At 25.6% G+C, this 15512-nt stretch carries 15 protein-coding genes; 4 read left to right on the top strand and 11 right to left on the bottom strand.

Annotated elements, in window-relative coordinates:
* Nucleotides 1-11: 11 nt before the first annotated feature.
* The 3 genes from miaA (at nucleotide 12) to J2Z25_RS15535 (ending at nucleotide 2853) form a co-directional block, all read left to right on the top strand.
* On the top strand, nucleotides 12-938 hold the full coding sequence (gene miaA / locus J2Z25_RS15545) for a tRNA (adenosine(37)-N6)-dimethylallyltransferase MiaA (RefSeq protein WP_209741226.1): 927 nt from the start codon (nucleotides 12-14) through the stop codon (nucleotides 936-938).
* 39 nt (nucleotides 939-977) lie between these two features.
* Entirely contained in the window at nucleotides 978-1214 is a 237-nt protein-coding gene (hfq, locus tag J2Z25_RS15540) for an RNA chaperone Hfq (RefSeq protein ID WP_008678807.1), read from the top strand.
* A 358-nt stretch (nucleotides 1215-1572) separates the two neighbouring features.
* Nucleotides 1573-2853 carry a methionine gamma-lyase family protein gene (locus tag J2Z25_RS15535; RefSeq protein ID WP_209741250.1) on the top strand — a complete coding sequence of 427 codons (1281 nt, stop codon included), beginning with the start codon at nucleotides 1573-1575 and terminating at the stop codon, nucleotides 2851-2853.
* Between the two features lie 59 nt (nucleotides 2854-2912).
* On the opposite strand, the gene J2Z25_RS15530 is transcribed toward J2Z25_RS15535, so the two are convergent.
* Both J2Z25_RS15530 and lexA read right to left on the bottom strand, forming a co-directional pair.
* Nucleotides 2913-3686, bottom strand: coding sequence for a metalloprotease family protein (locus tag J2Z25_RS15530; protein ID WP_278600926.1), 774 nt, complete (start codon nucleotides 3684-3686; stop codon nucleotides 2913-2915).
* A gap of 57 nt (nucleotides 3687-3743) precedes the next feature.
* Nucleotides 3744-4349: a transcriptional repressor LexA gene (gene lexA, locus J2Z25_RS15525; RefSeq protein ID WP_008678813.1), complete on the bottom strand. Its 606-nt coding sequence runs from the start codon at nucleotides 4347-4349 to the stop codon at nucleotides 3744-3746.
* Between the two features lie 371 nt (nucleotides 4350-4720).
* Between lexA and J2Z25_RS15520 the strand changes: the two genes are divergently transcribed.
* Nucleotides 4721-5104, top strand: a complete 384-nt coding sequence (locus tag J2Z25_RS15520) for a hypothetical protein (protein ID WP_008678814.1) — start codon at nucleotides 4721-4723, stop codon at nucleotides 5102-5104.
* A 97-nt stretch (nucleotides 5105-5201) separates the two neighbouring features.
* On the opposite strand, the gene J2Z25_RS15515 is transcribed toward J2Z25_RS15520, so the two are convergent.
* The 9 genes from J2Z25_RS15515 to J2Z25_RS15475 all read right to left on the bottom strand — a co-directional run bounded on the left by J2Z25_RS15515 (nucleotide 5202) and on the right by J2Z25_RS15475 (nucleotide 15416).
* A complete protein-coding gene (locus tag J2Z25_RS15515; protein ID WP_209741249.1) occupies nucleotides 5202-6197 on the bottom strand; it encodes a tyrosine recombinase XerC in 996 nt (331 codons plus the stop codon).
* 836 nt (nucleotides 6198-7033) lie between these two features.
* Nucleotides 7034-8482 carry a DUF2828 family protein gene (locus J2Z25_RS15510; protein WP_209741225.1) on the bottom strand — a complete coding sequence of 483 codons (1449 nt, stop codon included), beginning with the start codon at nucleotides 8480-8482 and terminating at the stop codon, nucleotides 7034-7036.
* Between the two features lie 277 nt (nucleotides 8483-8759).
* On the bottom strand, nucleotides 8760-8945 hold the full coding sequence (locus J2Z25_RS15505) for a hypothetical protein (RefSeq protein WP_008678818.1): 186 nt from the start codon (nucleotides 8943-8945) through the stop codon (nucleotides 8760-8762).
* A 138-nt stretch (nucleotides 8946-9083) separates the two neighbouring features.
* A complete protein-coding gene (locus J2Z25_RS15500) occupies nucleotides 9084-9692 on the bottom strand; it encodes an acetate uptake transporter (RefSeq protein WP_209741224.1) in 609 nt (202 codons plus the stop codon).
* An 87-nt stretch (nucleotides 9693-9779) separates the two neighbouring features.
* On the bottom strand, nucleotides 9780-10904 hold the full coding sequence (locus tag J2Z25_RS15495; protein WP_209741223.1) for a DHHW family protein: 1125 nt from the start codon (nucleotides 10902-10904) through the stop codon (nucleotides 9780-9782).
* Between the two features lie 12 nt (nucleotides 10905-10916).
* A complete protein-coding gene (locus tag J2Z25_RS15490) occupies nucleotides 10917-12287 on the bottom strand; it encodes an MBOAT family O-acyltransferase (RefSeq protein ID WP_142690067.1) in 1371 nt (456 codons plus the stop codon).
* A 61-nt stretch (nucleotides 12288-12348) separates the two neighbouring features.
* Nucleotides 12349-12819: a DUF4358 domain-containing protein gene (locus J2Z25_RS15485; protein WP_209741222.1), complete on the bottom strand. Its 471-nt coding sequence runs from the start codon at nucleotides 12817-12819 to the stop codon at nucleotides 12349-12351.
* Between the two features lie 96 nt (nucleotides 12820-12915).
* Nucleotides 12916-14823 (bottom strand): ribosomal protection-like ABC-F family protein, encoded by a 1908-nt coding sequence (gene abc-f / locus J2Z25_RS15480; RefSeq protein WP_209741221.1) that lies wholly within the window; start codon nucleotides 14821-14823, stop codon nucleotides 12916-12918.
* A gap of 92 nt (nucleotides 14824-14915) precedes the next feature.
* The gene (locus J2Z25_RS15475; RefSeq protein ID WP_008678824.1) at nucleotides 14916-15416 is read right to left on the bottom strand and encodes a QueT transporter family protein; all 501 of its coding nucleotides are present in this window, start codon (nucleotides 15414-15416) and stop codon (nucleotides 14916-14918) included.
* Nucleotides 15417-15512 lie beyond the last annotated feature (96 nt).

Genomic DNA, 15512 nt, shown 5'->3' with positions numbered 1-15512 from the left:
AAGGAGTAACAATGAAAGAAAAAGTTTTAGTTATAGCAGGTCCGACAGCAGTTGGGAAAACAGATTTATCTATAAAATTAGCAAAAGAATTAAATGGAGAAATAATATCAACAGATTCAATGCAAATTTATAAATATATGGATATAGGATCTGCTAAAATTACTAAAGAAGAAATGTGTGGTGTTCCACATCATATGATAGATGTAGTAGATCCTAGTACTCCGTTTTCTGTTGCTGACTATAAAGAAATGGCACAAAAATGTATAGACGATATTATATCTAGAGGAAAGCTTCCAATACTAACTGGTGGTACAGGATTATATATAAATGCATTAACATGCAATATGAACTTTACAGAAGCAGAAAATGATTTAAAGTATAGAAGTGAATTAGAAGAACTTGCAGAAAAACATGGTAATGAATATATCCATAATATGCTTAAGGACATAGATCCTATAAGTTACAAAGAAATTCATTATAATAACAGAAAAAGGGTTATTAGAGCTTTGGAAGTATATAAGTTAACTAAGAAACCTTTTAGTTCATTTAATGTAGGAGAAGAGTTTTATAATGGTCATTATGATGTAACTTATTATGTTCTAAATATGGATAGAGAAAAGCTGTATAATAGGATAAACCTAAGAGTAGATATAATGATGGATAAAGGTTTACTTGAAGAGTGTATAAAATTAAAGGAAATGGGGTATAATTCATCTGTACAGTCAATGCAAGGGATCGGGTATAAAGAAATATTTTATTACTTAGAAAATAAGATATCTCTAAATGAAGCTGTAGAAATGATTAAGCAGGGTTCAAGAAATTATGCAAAAAGACAATTAACTTGGTTTAGAAGAGATCCAAGAGCTATTATTTTAGATAAAGATATATTTAGTGAAGATGAAATATTTAAAAGAATAGTTGGTGAATTTCTACCATAAATTGTATAATAATATTGTAAGGATTATGCGGAGGTGAATATGGTGAATAAACAACCAAACAATTTACAAGATATATTTTTAAATGGAGCAAGAAAAAATAAGATTTCCGTTATTATATACTTAACTAATGGATTTCAACTAAAAGGATATGTAAAAGGATTTGACAGTTTTACAGTTGTACTTGATAGCGATGGTAAGCAAATGTTAGTTTACAAGCATGCAATAACAACTATAACACCAGCAAAACCAATTTTATTTAATAATGATGAAGAGTAGGCATTTTGCCTACTTTTTTATTTAAATAAGGCTAAAAAATTTATAGTTCAAAGTTGGATACAAGAATTTTAGAACCATATAAACCTAAATAACTAAATAGCAAATGATAAAAAATTCTTACTTCATGTGACAATTTGAAACGACAATTGGAAACTTTACTTCAAGAGATTATTTAAATAAGGTTTTTAAAGATGTTAGTGTTAGTAAATAAAGATTTACAATAATATTTTTATATAATTTATGTACTATGAAATTATGCTAAAATATGATAATATTTTATTTATGTGATATAATAGCTTATTTAATTACTTAGAAGGGAGAAATTACATATTATTAAATGATATGTAATAATAACGTTATGCTAAGAGAAACAGAAGAATTAATGATGAAAAACTTTAATTTTAAGCCTCAAACATTTGACCTATATAAGAAAGCTTTAAAAGATGTAGAAGAGGTTTTTGAATCATATGATGAAATAAGAGAGTATAATCAATTAAAAGTATTGAAGGCTTTCCAAGATGAAAGAATAAGTGAATCTCACTTTACAAACTCATCTGGATATGGATATGATGATATAGGAAGAGATTCATTAGATAAAGTTTATGCAAGAGTCTTTAATACTGAAAGTGCATTAGTTAGACCTCATTTTGTTAATGGTACACATGCTATAGGCTGTGCTTTAATTGGGAATTTAAGAACAGGGGACACAATGGTATGCATTTCAGGAGCTCCTTATGATACATTACATAACATAATTGGGATAAGTGGTAAAGAAAATATAGGATCACTTAGAGAATATGGAGTTAACTATAAGCAAGTTGATTTGAAAAATGGTAAATTTGATTTAGATAAAATAAAAGAAACACTAACATCTGATGAAACTATAAAGCTTGTACATATTCAAAGAAGTACTGGTTATGGATGGAGAAATTCATTCTTAGTTAAAGAACTTGGCGAAGTTATTGAATTTGTAAAAAGCATAAGAGAAGATGTAGTAGTTTTCGTTGATAACTGCTATGGTGAATTTATCGATATTATAGAGCCTACAGACGTTGGAGCTGATTTAATTGCAGGTTCTCTTATAAAGAATATAGGTGGAGGAATTGCACCAACTGGTGGATATATAGCTGGTAAAAAAGAATATGTAGAACAAGCAAGTTATAGATTAACTACTCCTGGAATAGGAGGAGAGTGCGGCTCAACATTTGGAGTTATGAGACAATTCTATCAAGGCTTATTCTTAGCTCCGCATATAGCTATGGAAGCTGTAAAGGGTGCTGTATTTTGTTCAAGAATAATGGAACTTGCAGGTTTTGAAGTTCTTCCTAAATATAACGAAAAAAGAAGTGATATTATTCAAGCTATTAAGTTTGGAGATAAAGAAAAACTTATACAATTCTGTAAGGGTATTCAAAAAGGTTCTCCAATAGATTCTTTTGTTGAATGTGAACCTTGGGCTATGCCTGGATATAATGATGAAGTTATAATGGCTGCTGGAGCATTTATTCAAGGTTCTTCAATTGAATTATCAGCAGATGCACCTATTAGAGAGCCATATATAGCTTATTTACAAGGTGGTCTTACATTTGACCATGCTAAGATAGGTATATTAATTTCCTTAAATAATATAATTGGATAATTTAAAATAGCTTTATATTTAACAAAAAACACTAGCTAATTACATAGCTAGTGTTTTTGTTATTCATTACTATCATCAACATTAAAAATCATCTCTTTAATATATTCTGGATCTTTATTTCGTTCAATTAAGCTGCTTTTTATTTTACTTTTATCTATATTTTCTAATAACTGATAGCAAAATTCATCTTTACATTCTAGCTTATCATCTTTATCTAAATCAAGTGAAGTTTCCTTTAGTGATATATTTGAATCAATATACTCATAAGGTGTAATTATTAAACTTTCACCAACAGACTCATTACTAATTAGAATTATTGAAAATATTAAATCAGACATAGAAATTATTGCTGAGGCAGAAGCAATAGCATATAAATAAATATTAAATTCTAATATATAACTAATTACAGTTGGAGCTAAAGCTAATATTATAAAAGGTACTATTGATGCTATTAACACTCTATTTTTAGATATAGGTTTCCTAGAAGATATAGATATACTCATATTATAGGGATTTAAATTCAATTTAATTATATCTTTATTAAAAGCATTTGGTAATAATGATGCTTTTAAAAGAGCATAAGGAAATTCCATTAAGAAATATAGTACTATTAGTATTAGTAAAAATTTAATTCCTACTTTAAGAAAATCATCACCACTATAAAATAAGCTATATCCAAGTCCAAAAGCATAAATGGATGCTATAATGACTTTAATAAATAATATTAAAGAAGAAAAGTCTTCTTTTACAATATGGCCATTATTATGTTCATCTATAAAGTCATTATTTTTATTATTACTGCTTTTTAAAATAGAAATTTTCAAAATCTGCACCTCCTTAAATTGTAGTAAAAAAATAAGATTCATACAATATTGTATGAATCTTATTTTTTAATATGCTCTGAATAAACCAACTAATTTACCTAAAATAATGCAGTCTTCAACAATAATAGGAGATAGTGCATCATTTTCAGGTTGAAGTCTTATATGATCTTTTTCTTTAAAGAATCTTTTTATAGTGGCATCATTTTCAATTAGTGCTACAACTATATCTCCATTTTTAGCAGTTGGAGCCTTTTCTATAATAGCATAATCTCCATCATGTATTCCTGCATTAATCATACTATTACCAGTTACTTTTAACATAAATAATTCTTCATTATGTTTTATGTAATCTATAGGAATAGGGAATGTATCTTCTATATTTTCCGTTGCTAAAATAGGTGTTCCTGCTGTAACTCTTCCAACCAAAGGTATATTTAACATTTCTTTTTTCATATTAGAAGTTTCCATAATTTCTAAGGCTCTAGGTTTTGTTGGATCTCTTCTTATTAATCCTTTTTTCTCTAATCTTTTTAGATGACCATGAACAGTCGATGTAGATCTTAAATTAACAGCATCACAGATTTCTCTTACTGAAGGTGGATAACCTTTATTTTCTGTATATATTTTTAAGAACTCATAAATTTCTAATTGTTTATCTTTTATTTCGTTCATTATAACACCTCACTCTATTTCTATTATTATAGCATAAAAATATGATAATATCAAACTTATGTTCTCAAAACGAACGTTCTTGAAACTTATGTTCTTACAGCAATTACTTATATTTTTTATATGTAATTCTTAAATTAATTTATAATGCAAATTATGTGTAATTATTAAGTTAATTTATAATGTACATAATGAATTTCATATTATGGACATTATAAATTTCTTAAATTTAGCGGTAAAATTTATTTTACTTATATTAAGTAGGATAGTAAAATTAAAAGCATATAGAATTTAATTTTATTATATAATTTGCTTATTTAATATTTATTTGTTATAATAAGTTTCGGTTTACTTTAAACAAAGGTGGTGTATTTATGGATTTTAAGAAATTCGCGGAAGATGATTATTGTGATATATATCCTAATAGAATTTGTGACAACTGTGGAGACTGTCTAGAAGAAGAAGGTATAGATGTAAGAGCAATCAAAATTGAAGATATAGCTAAAACAGTTGAAGAAAATGAATTCTTAGAAAATGAATATAAAAAAATGATAGAAGCTTTAAAAGAAGAAAAGCTTTCAACTGAAGAACTTGATGAAGTAGGAGAGTACGCTTTAGAAAATGAATCAAGTGATTATGTTGATGCTTTTGATCATATTGAATACATAGATGATTTAGATATATTAGGTGATGATTCACTAGAAGATGCTACAGAAGAAATTTTCCCTGGAGTTAGAAAGTTAAAAGGGAAGTACTAATAAAAAATAAAAGGTTAATATGTTATAAAAAGACCCTATATAGTGGATACCTATAAAAGAAAATATATCTATATAGAGTCTTTTTTATTTTTATGTTTTATAATTTTGATAATGGGTTCGAATTTACAGCATCTCTTAAGATTTCTTCATCAACATGAGTATATATTTGGGTTGTAGATATATTTTCGTGACCTAAGATACTTTGTAAACTTCTTATATCAACATTACCATGTTTATACATTAGTGTAGCAGCTGTATGTCTTAATTTGTGAGGAGTATATTTTTCATTACTTAATCCCGAATTAAATATATGTTTTTTAACAAGTAATTCAACTGTTCTTTTATTAATAGGTTTAAAGCGGGAGGAGAGTAGTAAATATTCTTTATCTTCAGGTGTGCATTTAGAAGTATCTCTAACAGCTAAATAATTATCAATTGCTTTTAAGCAAGCTTCATTTAAATAAACAGTTCTTTCCTTATCTCCCTTACCGATTATAGTTAAAGTATCACTTTTGATTTTATCTAATTTAATGCTACAAAGTTCTGATAAACGCATTCCGCAATTTAAAAATAAAGTTAGTATACAATAATCTCTGTAATAATTCTTATTATCTTTATCTAAGGAACTTAATAAATTCACACTTTCATCTAAAGATAAATAAACTGGATGCCTTTTATTTATCTTTGGTGATTCTAATTCCAAAGTGGGATTATCATCTATAATTTTTGCTTTTCCATTAAGGAACTTAAAATAAGATTTAAGTGCAGCAACTTTTCTAGCTCTTGCATAACTTCCATTTTCTCTTTGTTTTTCTGCAAAAGATAAAAATGCATATAAATCAGTTAATTTAATTTTCTTAACAAATGAATTATCAATATCCCTAATATCTATTTCGGAAAAATCTAAAGAATCATCAGTAATAAGTCCTTTATATATTTTTAAAAATCTAAAGAATAAAGTTAAATCTATTTCATATCCTTTAATAGTGTTAGGGGATTTTCCCTTAATTGTTTCTAAATAATTAAGAAAATCAACAACTGATTCTGGTAAATTTTTAATTTGAACTTGTTCAATACCGTACTTACTTTGTATTGAGTTTGTGTTTGAATTTAAATTTTCGACAGAATTCAATTCTAAATTCACTTTAGAATTCTTTTTGTTGATCTTTTGAGCCTTTTTAATGCTACGATTTATTCCAAGTTCTTTAAGCCAAATTTGAACGTTTCTAATTCCGGTATCATAAATTTGTGCTATTTGAGAAGTTGATAATTTATGCACTTCAGCAAGTTTAAATAAATCTTCAATTATAAATTCATATCCACGTTCAGCATCTAAATTATAATAATTAGAATACACTGAGTGAAGTTTTTTCTTATCTTTATTCGATAATTCTATACTTAAAAGTCTTTTTACGTCGTTAGTATAACAAAAATCTTTGTATTTATATGTTTTCGTTCGTCCTGTAGACATTTTTTCACCTCCAAAATCTCTCTAAAGCCTTGATTTTATTATATCACAGAGATTTTAAACTTACAATAGTACGAAATATAATAAATGTATATTTAGCGAAATAATTTTTAGGGTTTTTTATATTATTTTATTGTATTTTTGAATGTTTTTAACCTAAATCATACTATTTTTATTTATATTAAGTATGTTTATTTTAAAATATTTCTTTAATTTAAAATAAGACAAATTTCATAATTAATTTTGTCTTTATATAAGTTATTTATAGATTTAATAGATTTTTAAATTTAATTTTGCTATACATAAATTTTGCATAATTATATTCACAATTTTATTCACTGCATGTTATTAAATGCGACTTTGATAAATCTTTATTATTTTAATTTATGGATAACAATATTAAACATATTAAACATTATGTAAACTTATATTATATAAACAATGCATATGCATTGTTTAATTTAGATAATTAAATCTTTATATTCAATATTATTAAATTTGTCTATAATAATATTCGAATGACTCATTTCTTTACATTTAAGCAAATACTTCCACATCGAATTATTATACCCTTTAATAATTGTTACACCATCTTTATATTTTATTGAAAACTTTGGAGATAAATCATTTAGATCCCAAAATTTAATTTTAGGAACTTCAAATCCTGAATTTATCCATTTTTCATTTATATTCTTAAAATCAATAAAATTAATATTTTCATCTTTATTATATATAAACATTATAGATTTAGGAATTGCTTCAGGCTTTAAATTCTTTTTAATACTAGTAAATAATAATAAATCTAAGGCTGAGTTTAAATCAATATTATAATTTATATTATTTTTAGATATTATTTCGATATCTTCTATATAATTGCCTCCTGTTAATTTATTAAATTTAGAATTCTTTTTAAAAGACATATAATAGTTTTTGAAGCTGTTCGAATTCAATTTGTTGTATAAAAGGATTGTTGCAATTAATACATCAAAGTATCTATTTTGATCTTTTGTAAACTCCCCTTCAATTCCATTAATTATTAAAGTATCTTCAAATGAGTTTATATCCTTTATAGTTATATCTATTAAATATTCTAAATTTTTGCTATACATATCTTCTATACTGTTTCTATTATAATTATTCAAATTATTTCTAATAGTTGAAATCATCTTCTCAAGGGATTCGAATATAAAAGCATTTTTATTATTTTGTAATTTAAATTTTTCGTAACTAACTTTATCATTTCTTAAAAATGCCTTTTGATATTTTTTTATATTTAATTTTGTAAGATTATTATAATTTATTTTAGAATAATCTCTCCTACTTATATTTGCTTCAACTATATCTATCTTTTTTCTTAAACTAGATAATAATCGTCTATATTCCTTAGGGGAATATCCAAATAACCTTCTTGTTTTATTAGCAAGCCTTTTTGATTCTTTAGAAGAAGTATTTTCTGATTTTAGCCATTTAGCTAATGTAGATGGATTATTAGAATTAACATCTATTTGTAATTGATTTTTAAATAAGTCTATAACATTATCTTCAAGCTTTGTATCAAATAGAGAATATAAATCATCCCATCTACCATACTTAGGAATTAAAGCTAAGTTATTTTCTATATAATTTGGATGCTCATTTCCTAAGTATTTTAAAATAACTCTAAATACTCTCCTTTCTCCTAATCCATTTATCTTATCTCTAACAAAGAATAATAATTTAATGCTATACTTAGTTCCAGAGTAAAAAATCCTTCTAAAACTTTCTATAATTTCTTCTTCAGAAGCATTTCTAAAATATTCTATATTATCTATAAATTCTTCTATTACATTTATGCTAACTTCTTCTTCATCTATATCTATTTCCGAGACTTTATACAATTCTTCTCTTATCCTACTTAAAACACTAGACATTTTTTCCTCCTAAAAATTAATACAAGACACGTTTATATAATAATTATATCATACATTGTGAATGCATAATATTAATTTGCTGTTAGTGTCTTTTCAAGATACATAAATTATTATGCTGTTAGTATCTTTTTCATTACTATAATATTGTAAACATTTTAAATTTAGAACAAGTTTACAATAAATTATAGACATATATAAGTTTGCTTTTTTATTTTACTTAATGAAAGATAAAATTTATACTTTCAGACAAATAAAAAAAGTGCTACTACAGCACCTTTTATGACTCGATAATTTTATTTATTAAATTATTTACAATCAACTCTGATTTAGAACTTCCTTTTTTATTGAAGCATCTTACTTGCTTATAATTAGTCCCATTCAAATTTAGATCTACTATATCTATTTTCTCTCCTTCGTATACAACTGGATCCTTTTTTCCTTTTAAAAATATAGATACTTTCATAAATTTTCTCCTTATGTCAAATATATATTAACTATTTTATACAAAGTATAATCGTAACTAAATTTCATTAAAATAAAAAAATATAGTGTTAATTTGTTTAATACAATAACACTATATTTATAATATCACATTTATTATTTATTTAAAAATGTTAAATGGTTTGCCTATCGGTAAAAATACTTTACCAAAATGTTTATTTAAAACAGCTGCACCACTTCCATAAAATGAAAAGATTGCAATTCCAAGTTCTGAATATGCAGCTAAGCTATGAGCAAAATGTGGTACTATTCCAAAGGAATTTAACATAAGTCCTATAAATAAGAAGTCTATTAAAACAAAAATTATAAATAATACTTTATTAGTTTCTATTGCTCCAATAGTCATAAATAATGTAAATATTAAGTATGCTAAAAAGGCAAATCCTAATTGTTTTGTATCAGCTGCAGAAGCAAGCTTTTCTCCCAATACGCCATTTTGTATAAGCCATGTCATTCCCATTGCATACCAGAAGAATGCATATGCTCCAAAAGCTGTAGCTCCAAAAGTATTATTGTGTTTAAAATCATTTATACACGCTAATAATTGAGCTGTAGCTCCTAAGAATATAGCCCAAGGTAATACTAAAGATACCCCGTCTGTAAGTCCTAATTTTTGTGATGATGCAACTAATGTTATTACAGCTAGTCCAAATAATCCTATTGCTGAAGGATCAGCAACTAAAATTTTTACTTCTTTTGTTCCTTCCATAATTTCCTCCTATGTACTATATAAATCAACCTTTAAAAGAGTATCAAATATTTATAGTATTGTCAATAAAGTTATTTTGCTTAATAACTAATATTTGATTTTAGATATATTTACATCATCAGCAAGGTTTATAAAATTATACATTATTAATACATCATCGAAGTTATTACTTTTAAAGAACTCATTGAAGCTACCAATAAACCCCCTCAAATCAACTACATATACTTCTTTATAATTATTAACTAGATATTGAATAAATGAATTTCCAAATGAATCTTTTAAAACCAAGATTTTATTATTATTAGAAATATCGTTATTTTGTATTATAGTTAATCCATTATTTCCTCTTAAAAAAGCTGAATATTTATCGCTACTACTCCACTTTGAGTTATCATTTATATTATCAACAGGTACTCCATCTATAGATACACTTAAATTGGGTACATCATAATAAGTTATTAAATCACTTTCTGCATTAAAATTTTTACTTTTTGAAAAATAAGTTCCATAGAAATTATTAACTTCATGCTTATTAAGGTTATTAATATCTACTAAACTTAAATTATTATTTTTAACAAATTCACTATATGCTAAATATGATCCAAATGACGTCCAATGATGATCTGTTTTATAATAGATATACTTATCCTTATTTTCCTTAAATATATCTATTAATGATATTGTTTTTGTATTATTATAATTATATAAATAATTATATATATTATTTATATATAATTCTTGATCAACTAAATTAATTCCGTAAGGCAAATAATCTTTATATATAGTATATGAACTTGGAATAATCATAAAATTTACGTTATTATTAGGTATTTTTTTTATAAAGCCTAAAACAGAATCAATATTTTTAGCTAAATTTTCTTCATCTACTTTTTCATACTTTTCAAATAAAAAATTATCTTTTCCATAAATTATATTATTATTTTCTATCTTCCCCAATAAATACTCACTTCTAGACTTTAAATCTATCCACGTATCTCTAAAGACAAATTGATCATTAATGTATCTTTCATAATCCTTAGAAAATCGTCCTTTAAGGAAATCATCGAAATAAAATACAGGTCTTTGAGCTAAAGATCTATTTTCAAAGTTAGAAAAATTTTTATCTTTATTGGATATATCTATTATAGTAATGAATAAAATTATCGTTAATACCAATATACTAATTGGATATTTTATTATTTTTTTAATCATACTCTCCTCCTATTAAAATCTAAAATATAAGAAAGGGTTGTAACTACTATCTACTAAATATGCTATAGATAGCATAAAGAGCAAGACTATAATAATCGATTTAATTACCTTATTCATCTTATTATATATTTTTAACACTAATGGAGTTGAAGAAATAATACATAATATAATAACTATAAAGTAGTTTCTAATATAATAAATCCAATCACTTTTAAAGTCCCAAGTGAACATCTTATTTATATAAATACCCAAAGTCGCAATATCAGTTATTGCAAATATACACCATCCTATTATTAAAAAGAATATAGTATATAAATGTGAGAAAATAACATGTCTTTTTAGAGTTTCTCCCAAGAATATTTTTTCTATATAAATTAATGTAAAGAAATATAATCCCCATAAAATAAATGTATATTCAGCACCATGCCAAAATCCAGTTAGAAACCAAACTATCAATAAATTTAAAAATACTCTTATTTTGTTTACTTTATTTCCTCCTAAAGGAATATATACGTATTCTTTAAACCAGGAACCTAAAGTTATATGCCACCTTCTCCAAAACTCAGTTATGCTCCTAGATATATATGGAAAATTAAAATTTATTGGAAAGTTAAATCCTATCATTTTCCCAAGTCCTATAGCCATTGATGAATATCCACTAAAATCAAAATATATTTGAAATGAAAAAGCTATTATACCAAGCCAAGCTAAAGGAGTTGATATATTGATTAAATCTTTACTAGATATTTCAGACCAAAGCATTCCTATATTATTAGCTATTAGCACTTTTTTAGATAAACCTATTATAAATTCCTCTAATCCTAACTCAAAATTACTCATATTTATAGAGCGATTTTTTATTTCTTTATTTATATCACTATATTTTACTATAGGTCCAGCTATCAGTTGTGGAAATAAAGATACAAAAGCCCCAAAATCAATTATATTTTTTTCTGCTTCAACTTTTCCTTTGTATACATCAATAGTGTAAGATAAAGTTTGGAATGTATAAAAACTTATTCCAAGTGGCAAGGTTAAACTAATCTTATCTATTGAAGACTTAAATAATAAGTTTATATTTTCTATAAAAAAATTAGCATATTTAAAATAAATTAAAATTCCCATATTAAATATTATAGAAACTAATAATAAAACTTTACATTTAGCTTTATTTTTGAAATTTCTTTGAATCAGTATAGATACTATATAATCAATAATAATTGATGAAATCATTATTGGAAAATACTTCGGTTCGCCAAATGAATAAAAAAACAAACTGAAAATAAGTATGCAAAGATTTTTATATTTATATGGAGTTATATAATATACTGCTATAAATACAGGTAAAAATCTAAATATAAAAATAAGGCTGCTAAAAACCATAATAAATCCTTTCTAAAAAAGCTAGATAAGGATATTTTCCTATCTAGCTTTAATTAAAATCTTATTCAAAACATTCATTTACAGCTTCTTCTGCTGCTTTAATATCTGCATTTATTAATAATATAACATAATTACCTTTTTCAGCAAGTATAGCTTTTTCTATTTTTTCCTTTTGATCTGGTAAATATGCATTATTTTTCTCAGTATCTAACATACCTTGTAAAGTTGCTTTAACAGATTCAACTTTACCTTCCTTAGCCTTTACAACAGCCGCTACATCAGCAGAGTTCATTATCATTGCTTTAGTAATAGCATAATCTTCAACATCATCTAAGTTTAGTTTAGCTATATCAGTAGCCATTTGTTCATCGAATTCTTGAGGCATTTGCATAGGCGCCTTTTCTTCAACCTTTGCCACTACATCTTTAGCAGTTAATCCTTCCTTTAATTCTACATTAGCACTTTTACTACCGCATCCAACTAAAGCAAAAGATACTAATAGAACACTAAAACTTTTAATAAGTTTCTTCATAATAATTTATCTCCTTTTCACATTATATTTGTGAGTTGCGTTACACAAAGATTATACTATAATTATTCAAAATGAGAAAGTCATTATTTCAAAATTTTATCTGCTTTTGTATTCTTCAATCTTATTAGCAATATCTTCTAGGTATTCTAATCGCTCATATTTAAATAATAGTTCCTCTTCTAAAGTTTCTTTTTCTTTCATAAGCTCATTTAAAGCTCCATAATTTGAAGCGTTTTTTGCCATTTTATTTTCTATAACAGTAAGTTCATGCTCTAAAGATTCTATAACAGAATAAATTTCTTCAAATTCCTTTTGTTCCTTAAAAGTAAATTTAGGTTTAGAAGAAGTATTTCTATTCTCTTTTTGATTAGTTTTCTTTTCTTTTACTTCATTTTTAGATTTCTCAGGTTTTATTTCATATTCCTTATGTATTAAGTAATCGCTATAATTACCTACATATTGTTTTACTAAGCCATCACCTTCATATGAAAAAATTTTATTACATAATCTATCTAAGAAATATCTATCATGGGATACTATAATTACTACTCCTATGAACTCATCTAAGAAGTCTTCTAGTATCTTAAGGGTTTCAATATCCAAATCATTTGTAGGCTCATCTAGTATAAGTACATTTGGAGATTCCATTAGCACTCTTAATAAATGTAACCTTCTTCTTTCTCCACCTGACAGCTTTTCAATTGGAGTGTATTGCATTGTACCATCAAAAAGGAATCTTTCAGCTAATTGTGATGCTGTTATATTATATCCATCTTCTGTTGGTATGTTTTCTCCACCTTCTTTTATATAATCTATAGCTCTTTGATTTAAATCCATATGAGTATTATCTTGAGAAAAGGTTCCTATGCTTACTGTATCTCCAATTTCTATATCTCCATTATCAGGACTTATAGCCCCTGTAATCATATTTACTAAAGTTGTTTTTCCTGCTCCATTCTTTCCTATTACACCTATTCTATCATTTTTAGAAAAAATGTAATCAAAATCTTTAACTAGCACTTTATTATCAAAGGATTTTGAAATGTTATTTATCTCTATAATCTTTTTACCTAGTCTTCTACCTACAAAAGGCATTTCTATATCAGTATTTACTGTTATATAATCAGTACTTACTAACTCATCAAATCTTTGAAGCCTTGCTTTTTGCTTAGTAGTTCTAGCCTTAGCACCTCTTCTTACCCATTTTAACTCTTTTAATATAAGCTTTTGTCTCTTTTCTTCTTTAGATGCTTCTACTTGTAGCCTTTCAGCTTTTTTCTCAAGGAAATCACTGTAATTTCCTTCGTATAAATAAAGATTTCCTCTATCTAGTTCTATTATCTTATTTGTTACCCTATCTAAGAAGTATCTATCATGAGTAATCATAATTAAGGCGCCTTTTCTTGAGTTTAAGTACTCTTCTAACCATTCTATTGACTCTGAATCAAGATGGTTCGTAGGCTCATCTAGAACTAATAATTCACATGGAGTTATTAATGAAGAAGCTAAGAAAACTCTTTTCTTTTGACCTCCTGATAGCTCTGACATTTTTTTGTTAAAATCACTTATTCCAAGCTTAGTCAAAATAGTTTTAGCATCACTTTCTAAATCCCATAAATTCATAGTATCTATTTTACTTTGAATTGCTATTAACTTATCATTAAGGGATATATCATTATTAACTTTTTCTAGTAATTCTTCATACTCCATTAAAAGCTTCATTTCAGGAGTATCCCCTTTAAATATTTGTTCTAATATGGTAGAATTATCATTATATTTTGTATCTTGTGCTAAGTATTCTATTCTTATATTCTTTCCTTTTACTACTTTACCATCAAAGAATTCATCTCTTCCAGTTAAAATCTTAAGTAAAGTTGACTTCCCTGATCCATTTAAACCTATTAAACCAATTTTATCTCCATCATTTATGTTTAATGTTACGTTGTTTAATAAGACTTTTTCGCTATAAGTCTTAGTTATATTTTCTAATGTAATTAAATTCATATATATCTCCTTAAACTATTTATCTATTTGTATATAACTATTGTAAATAAAAAAGTAAGCTTAGACAACTATAAAGTATCTAAGCTTACTTTTTATTGTAGAGCTATTCTGCCCTTATATTTATTTTCTATAAATTTGAATACCGGAACACCTATTACTGTAACAACTACAAACTCACCAATTCCAACTTGCAACATAGTTAATATTAGTGGTGCTCCAATAACATAATTTAGCATCCATCCAATTATCACACCATTAAAAATAGTTGGCCATATTGAACTTATTATTAAACTTACGGTTTTTGACTTTATATATTTAGCTGTAAGTGATATTGCAGACACACTTAAGAATGTTGCTAAAGTTCCAAATACTATATCCATTGGACCTAATCCACCAAGTATATTAGCTAATAGACATCCTACAGTTAACCCAACTATGTAAAAAGGATCTACAAATGCTAATAACACTAATACTTCTGATAACCTAAATTGTACTGGACCATAGCTTATAGGTGCTAATACCATTGTTAGTGCTGCGTAAATTGCTGCAACTAATGCTGCTTTGACTAATTTTCTTGTTAAATTTTCTTTCAATGCAATCTCCTCCAAAATATTATTTATAACTAAAAAAATAAAAAAAGTGCCTACTAAAACAGACACCTCAAAATATAAAAATACGAAATAAAACTA

Origin of the sequence: Clostridium tertium, assembly GCF_017873245.1 — a bacterium.
GTDB classification, from domain to species: Bacteria; Bacillota; Clostridia; order Clostridiales; family Clostridiaceae; genus Clostridium; species Clostridium tertium.
This window is presented reverse-complemented; position numbering and strand designations above follow the sequence as displayed.

Excerpts from the sequence above, each read along its gene's own strand:
- miaA (WP_209741226.1), top strand. The coding sequence starts at position 12 with ATGAAAGAAAAAGTTTTAGTTATAGCAGGTCCGACAGCAGTTGGGAAA.
- hfq (WP_008678807.1), top strand. The coding sequence starts at position 978 with ATGGTGAATAAACAACCAAACAATTTACAAGATATATTTTTAAATGGA.
- J2Z25_RS15535 (WP_209741250.1), top strand. The coding sequence starts at position 1,573 with ATGCTAAGAGAAACAGAAGAATTAATGATGAAAAACTTTAATTTTAAG.
- lexA (WP_008678813.1), bottom strand. The coding sequence starts at position 4,349 with ATGAACGAAATAAAAGATAAACAATTAGAAATTTATGAGTTCTTAAAA.
- J2Z25_RS15520 (WP_008678814.1), top strand. The coding sequence starts at position 4,721 with ATGGATTTTAAGAAATTCGCGGAAGATGATTATTGTGATATATATCCT.
- J2Z25_RS15510 (WP_209741225.1), bottom strand. The coding sequence starts at position 8,482 with ATGTCTAGTGTTTTAAGTAGGATAAGAGAAGAATTGTATAAAGTCTCG.
- J2Z25_RS15505 (WP_008678818.1), bottom strand. The coding sequence starts at position 8,945 with ATGAAAGTATCTATATTTTTAAAAGGAAAAAAGGATCCAGTTGTATAC.
- J2Z25_RS15500 (WP_209741224.1), bottom strand. The coding sequence starts at position 9,692 with ATGGAAGGAACAAAAGAAGTAAAAATTTTAGTTGCTGATCCTTCAGCA.
- J2Z25_RS15495 (WP_209741223.1), bottom strand. The coding sequence starts at position 10,904 with ATGATTAAAAAAATAATAAAATATCCAATTAGTATATTGGTATTAACG.
- J2Z25_RS15490 (WP_142690067.1), bottom strand. The coding sequence starts at position 12,287 with ATGGTTTTTAGCAGCCTTATTTTTATATTTAGATTTTTACCTGTATTT.
- J2Z25_RS15485 (WP_209741222.1), bottom strand. The coding sequence starts at position 12,819 with ATGAAGAAACTTATTAAAAGTTTTAGTGTTCTATTAGTATCTTTTGCT.
- abc-f (WP_209741221.1), bottom strand. The coding sequence starts at position 14,823 with ATGAATTTAATTACATTAGAAAATATAACTAAGACTTATAGCGAAAAA.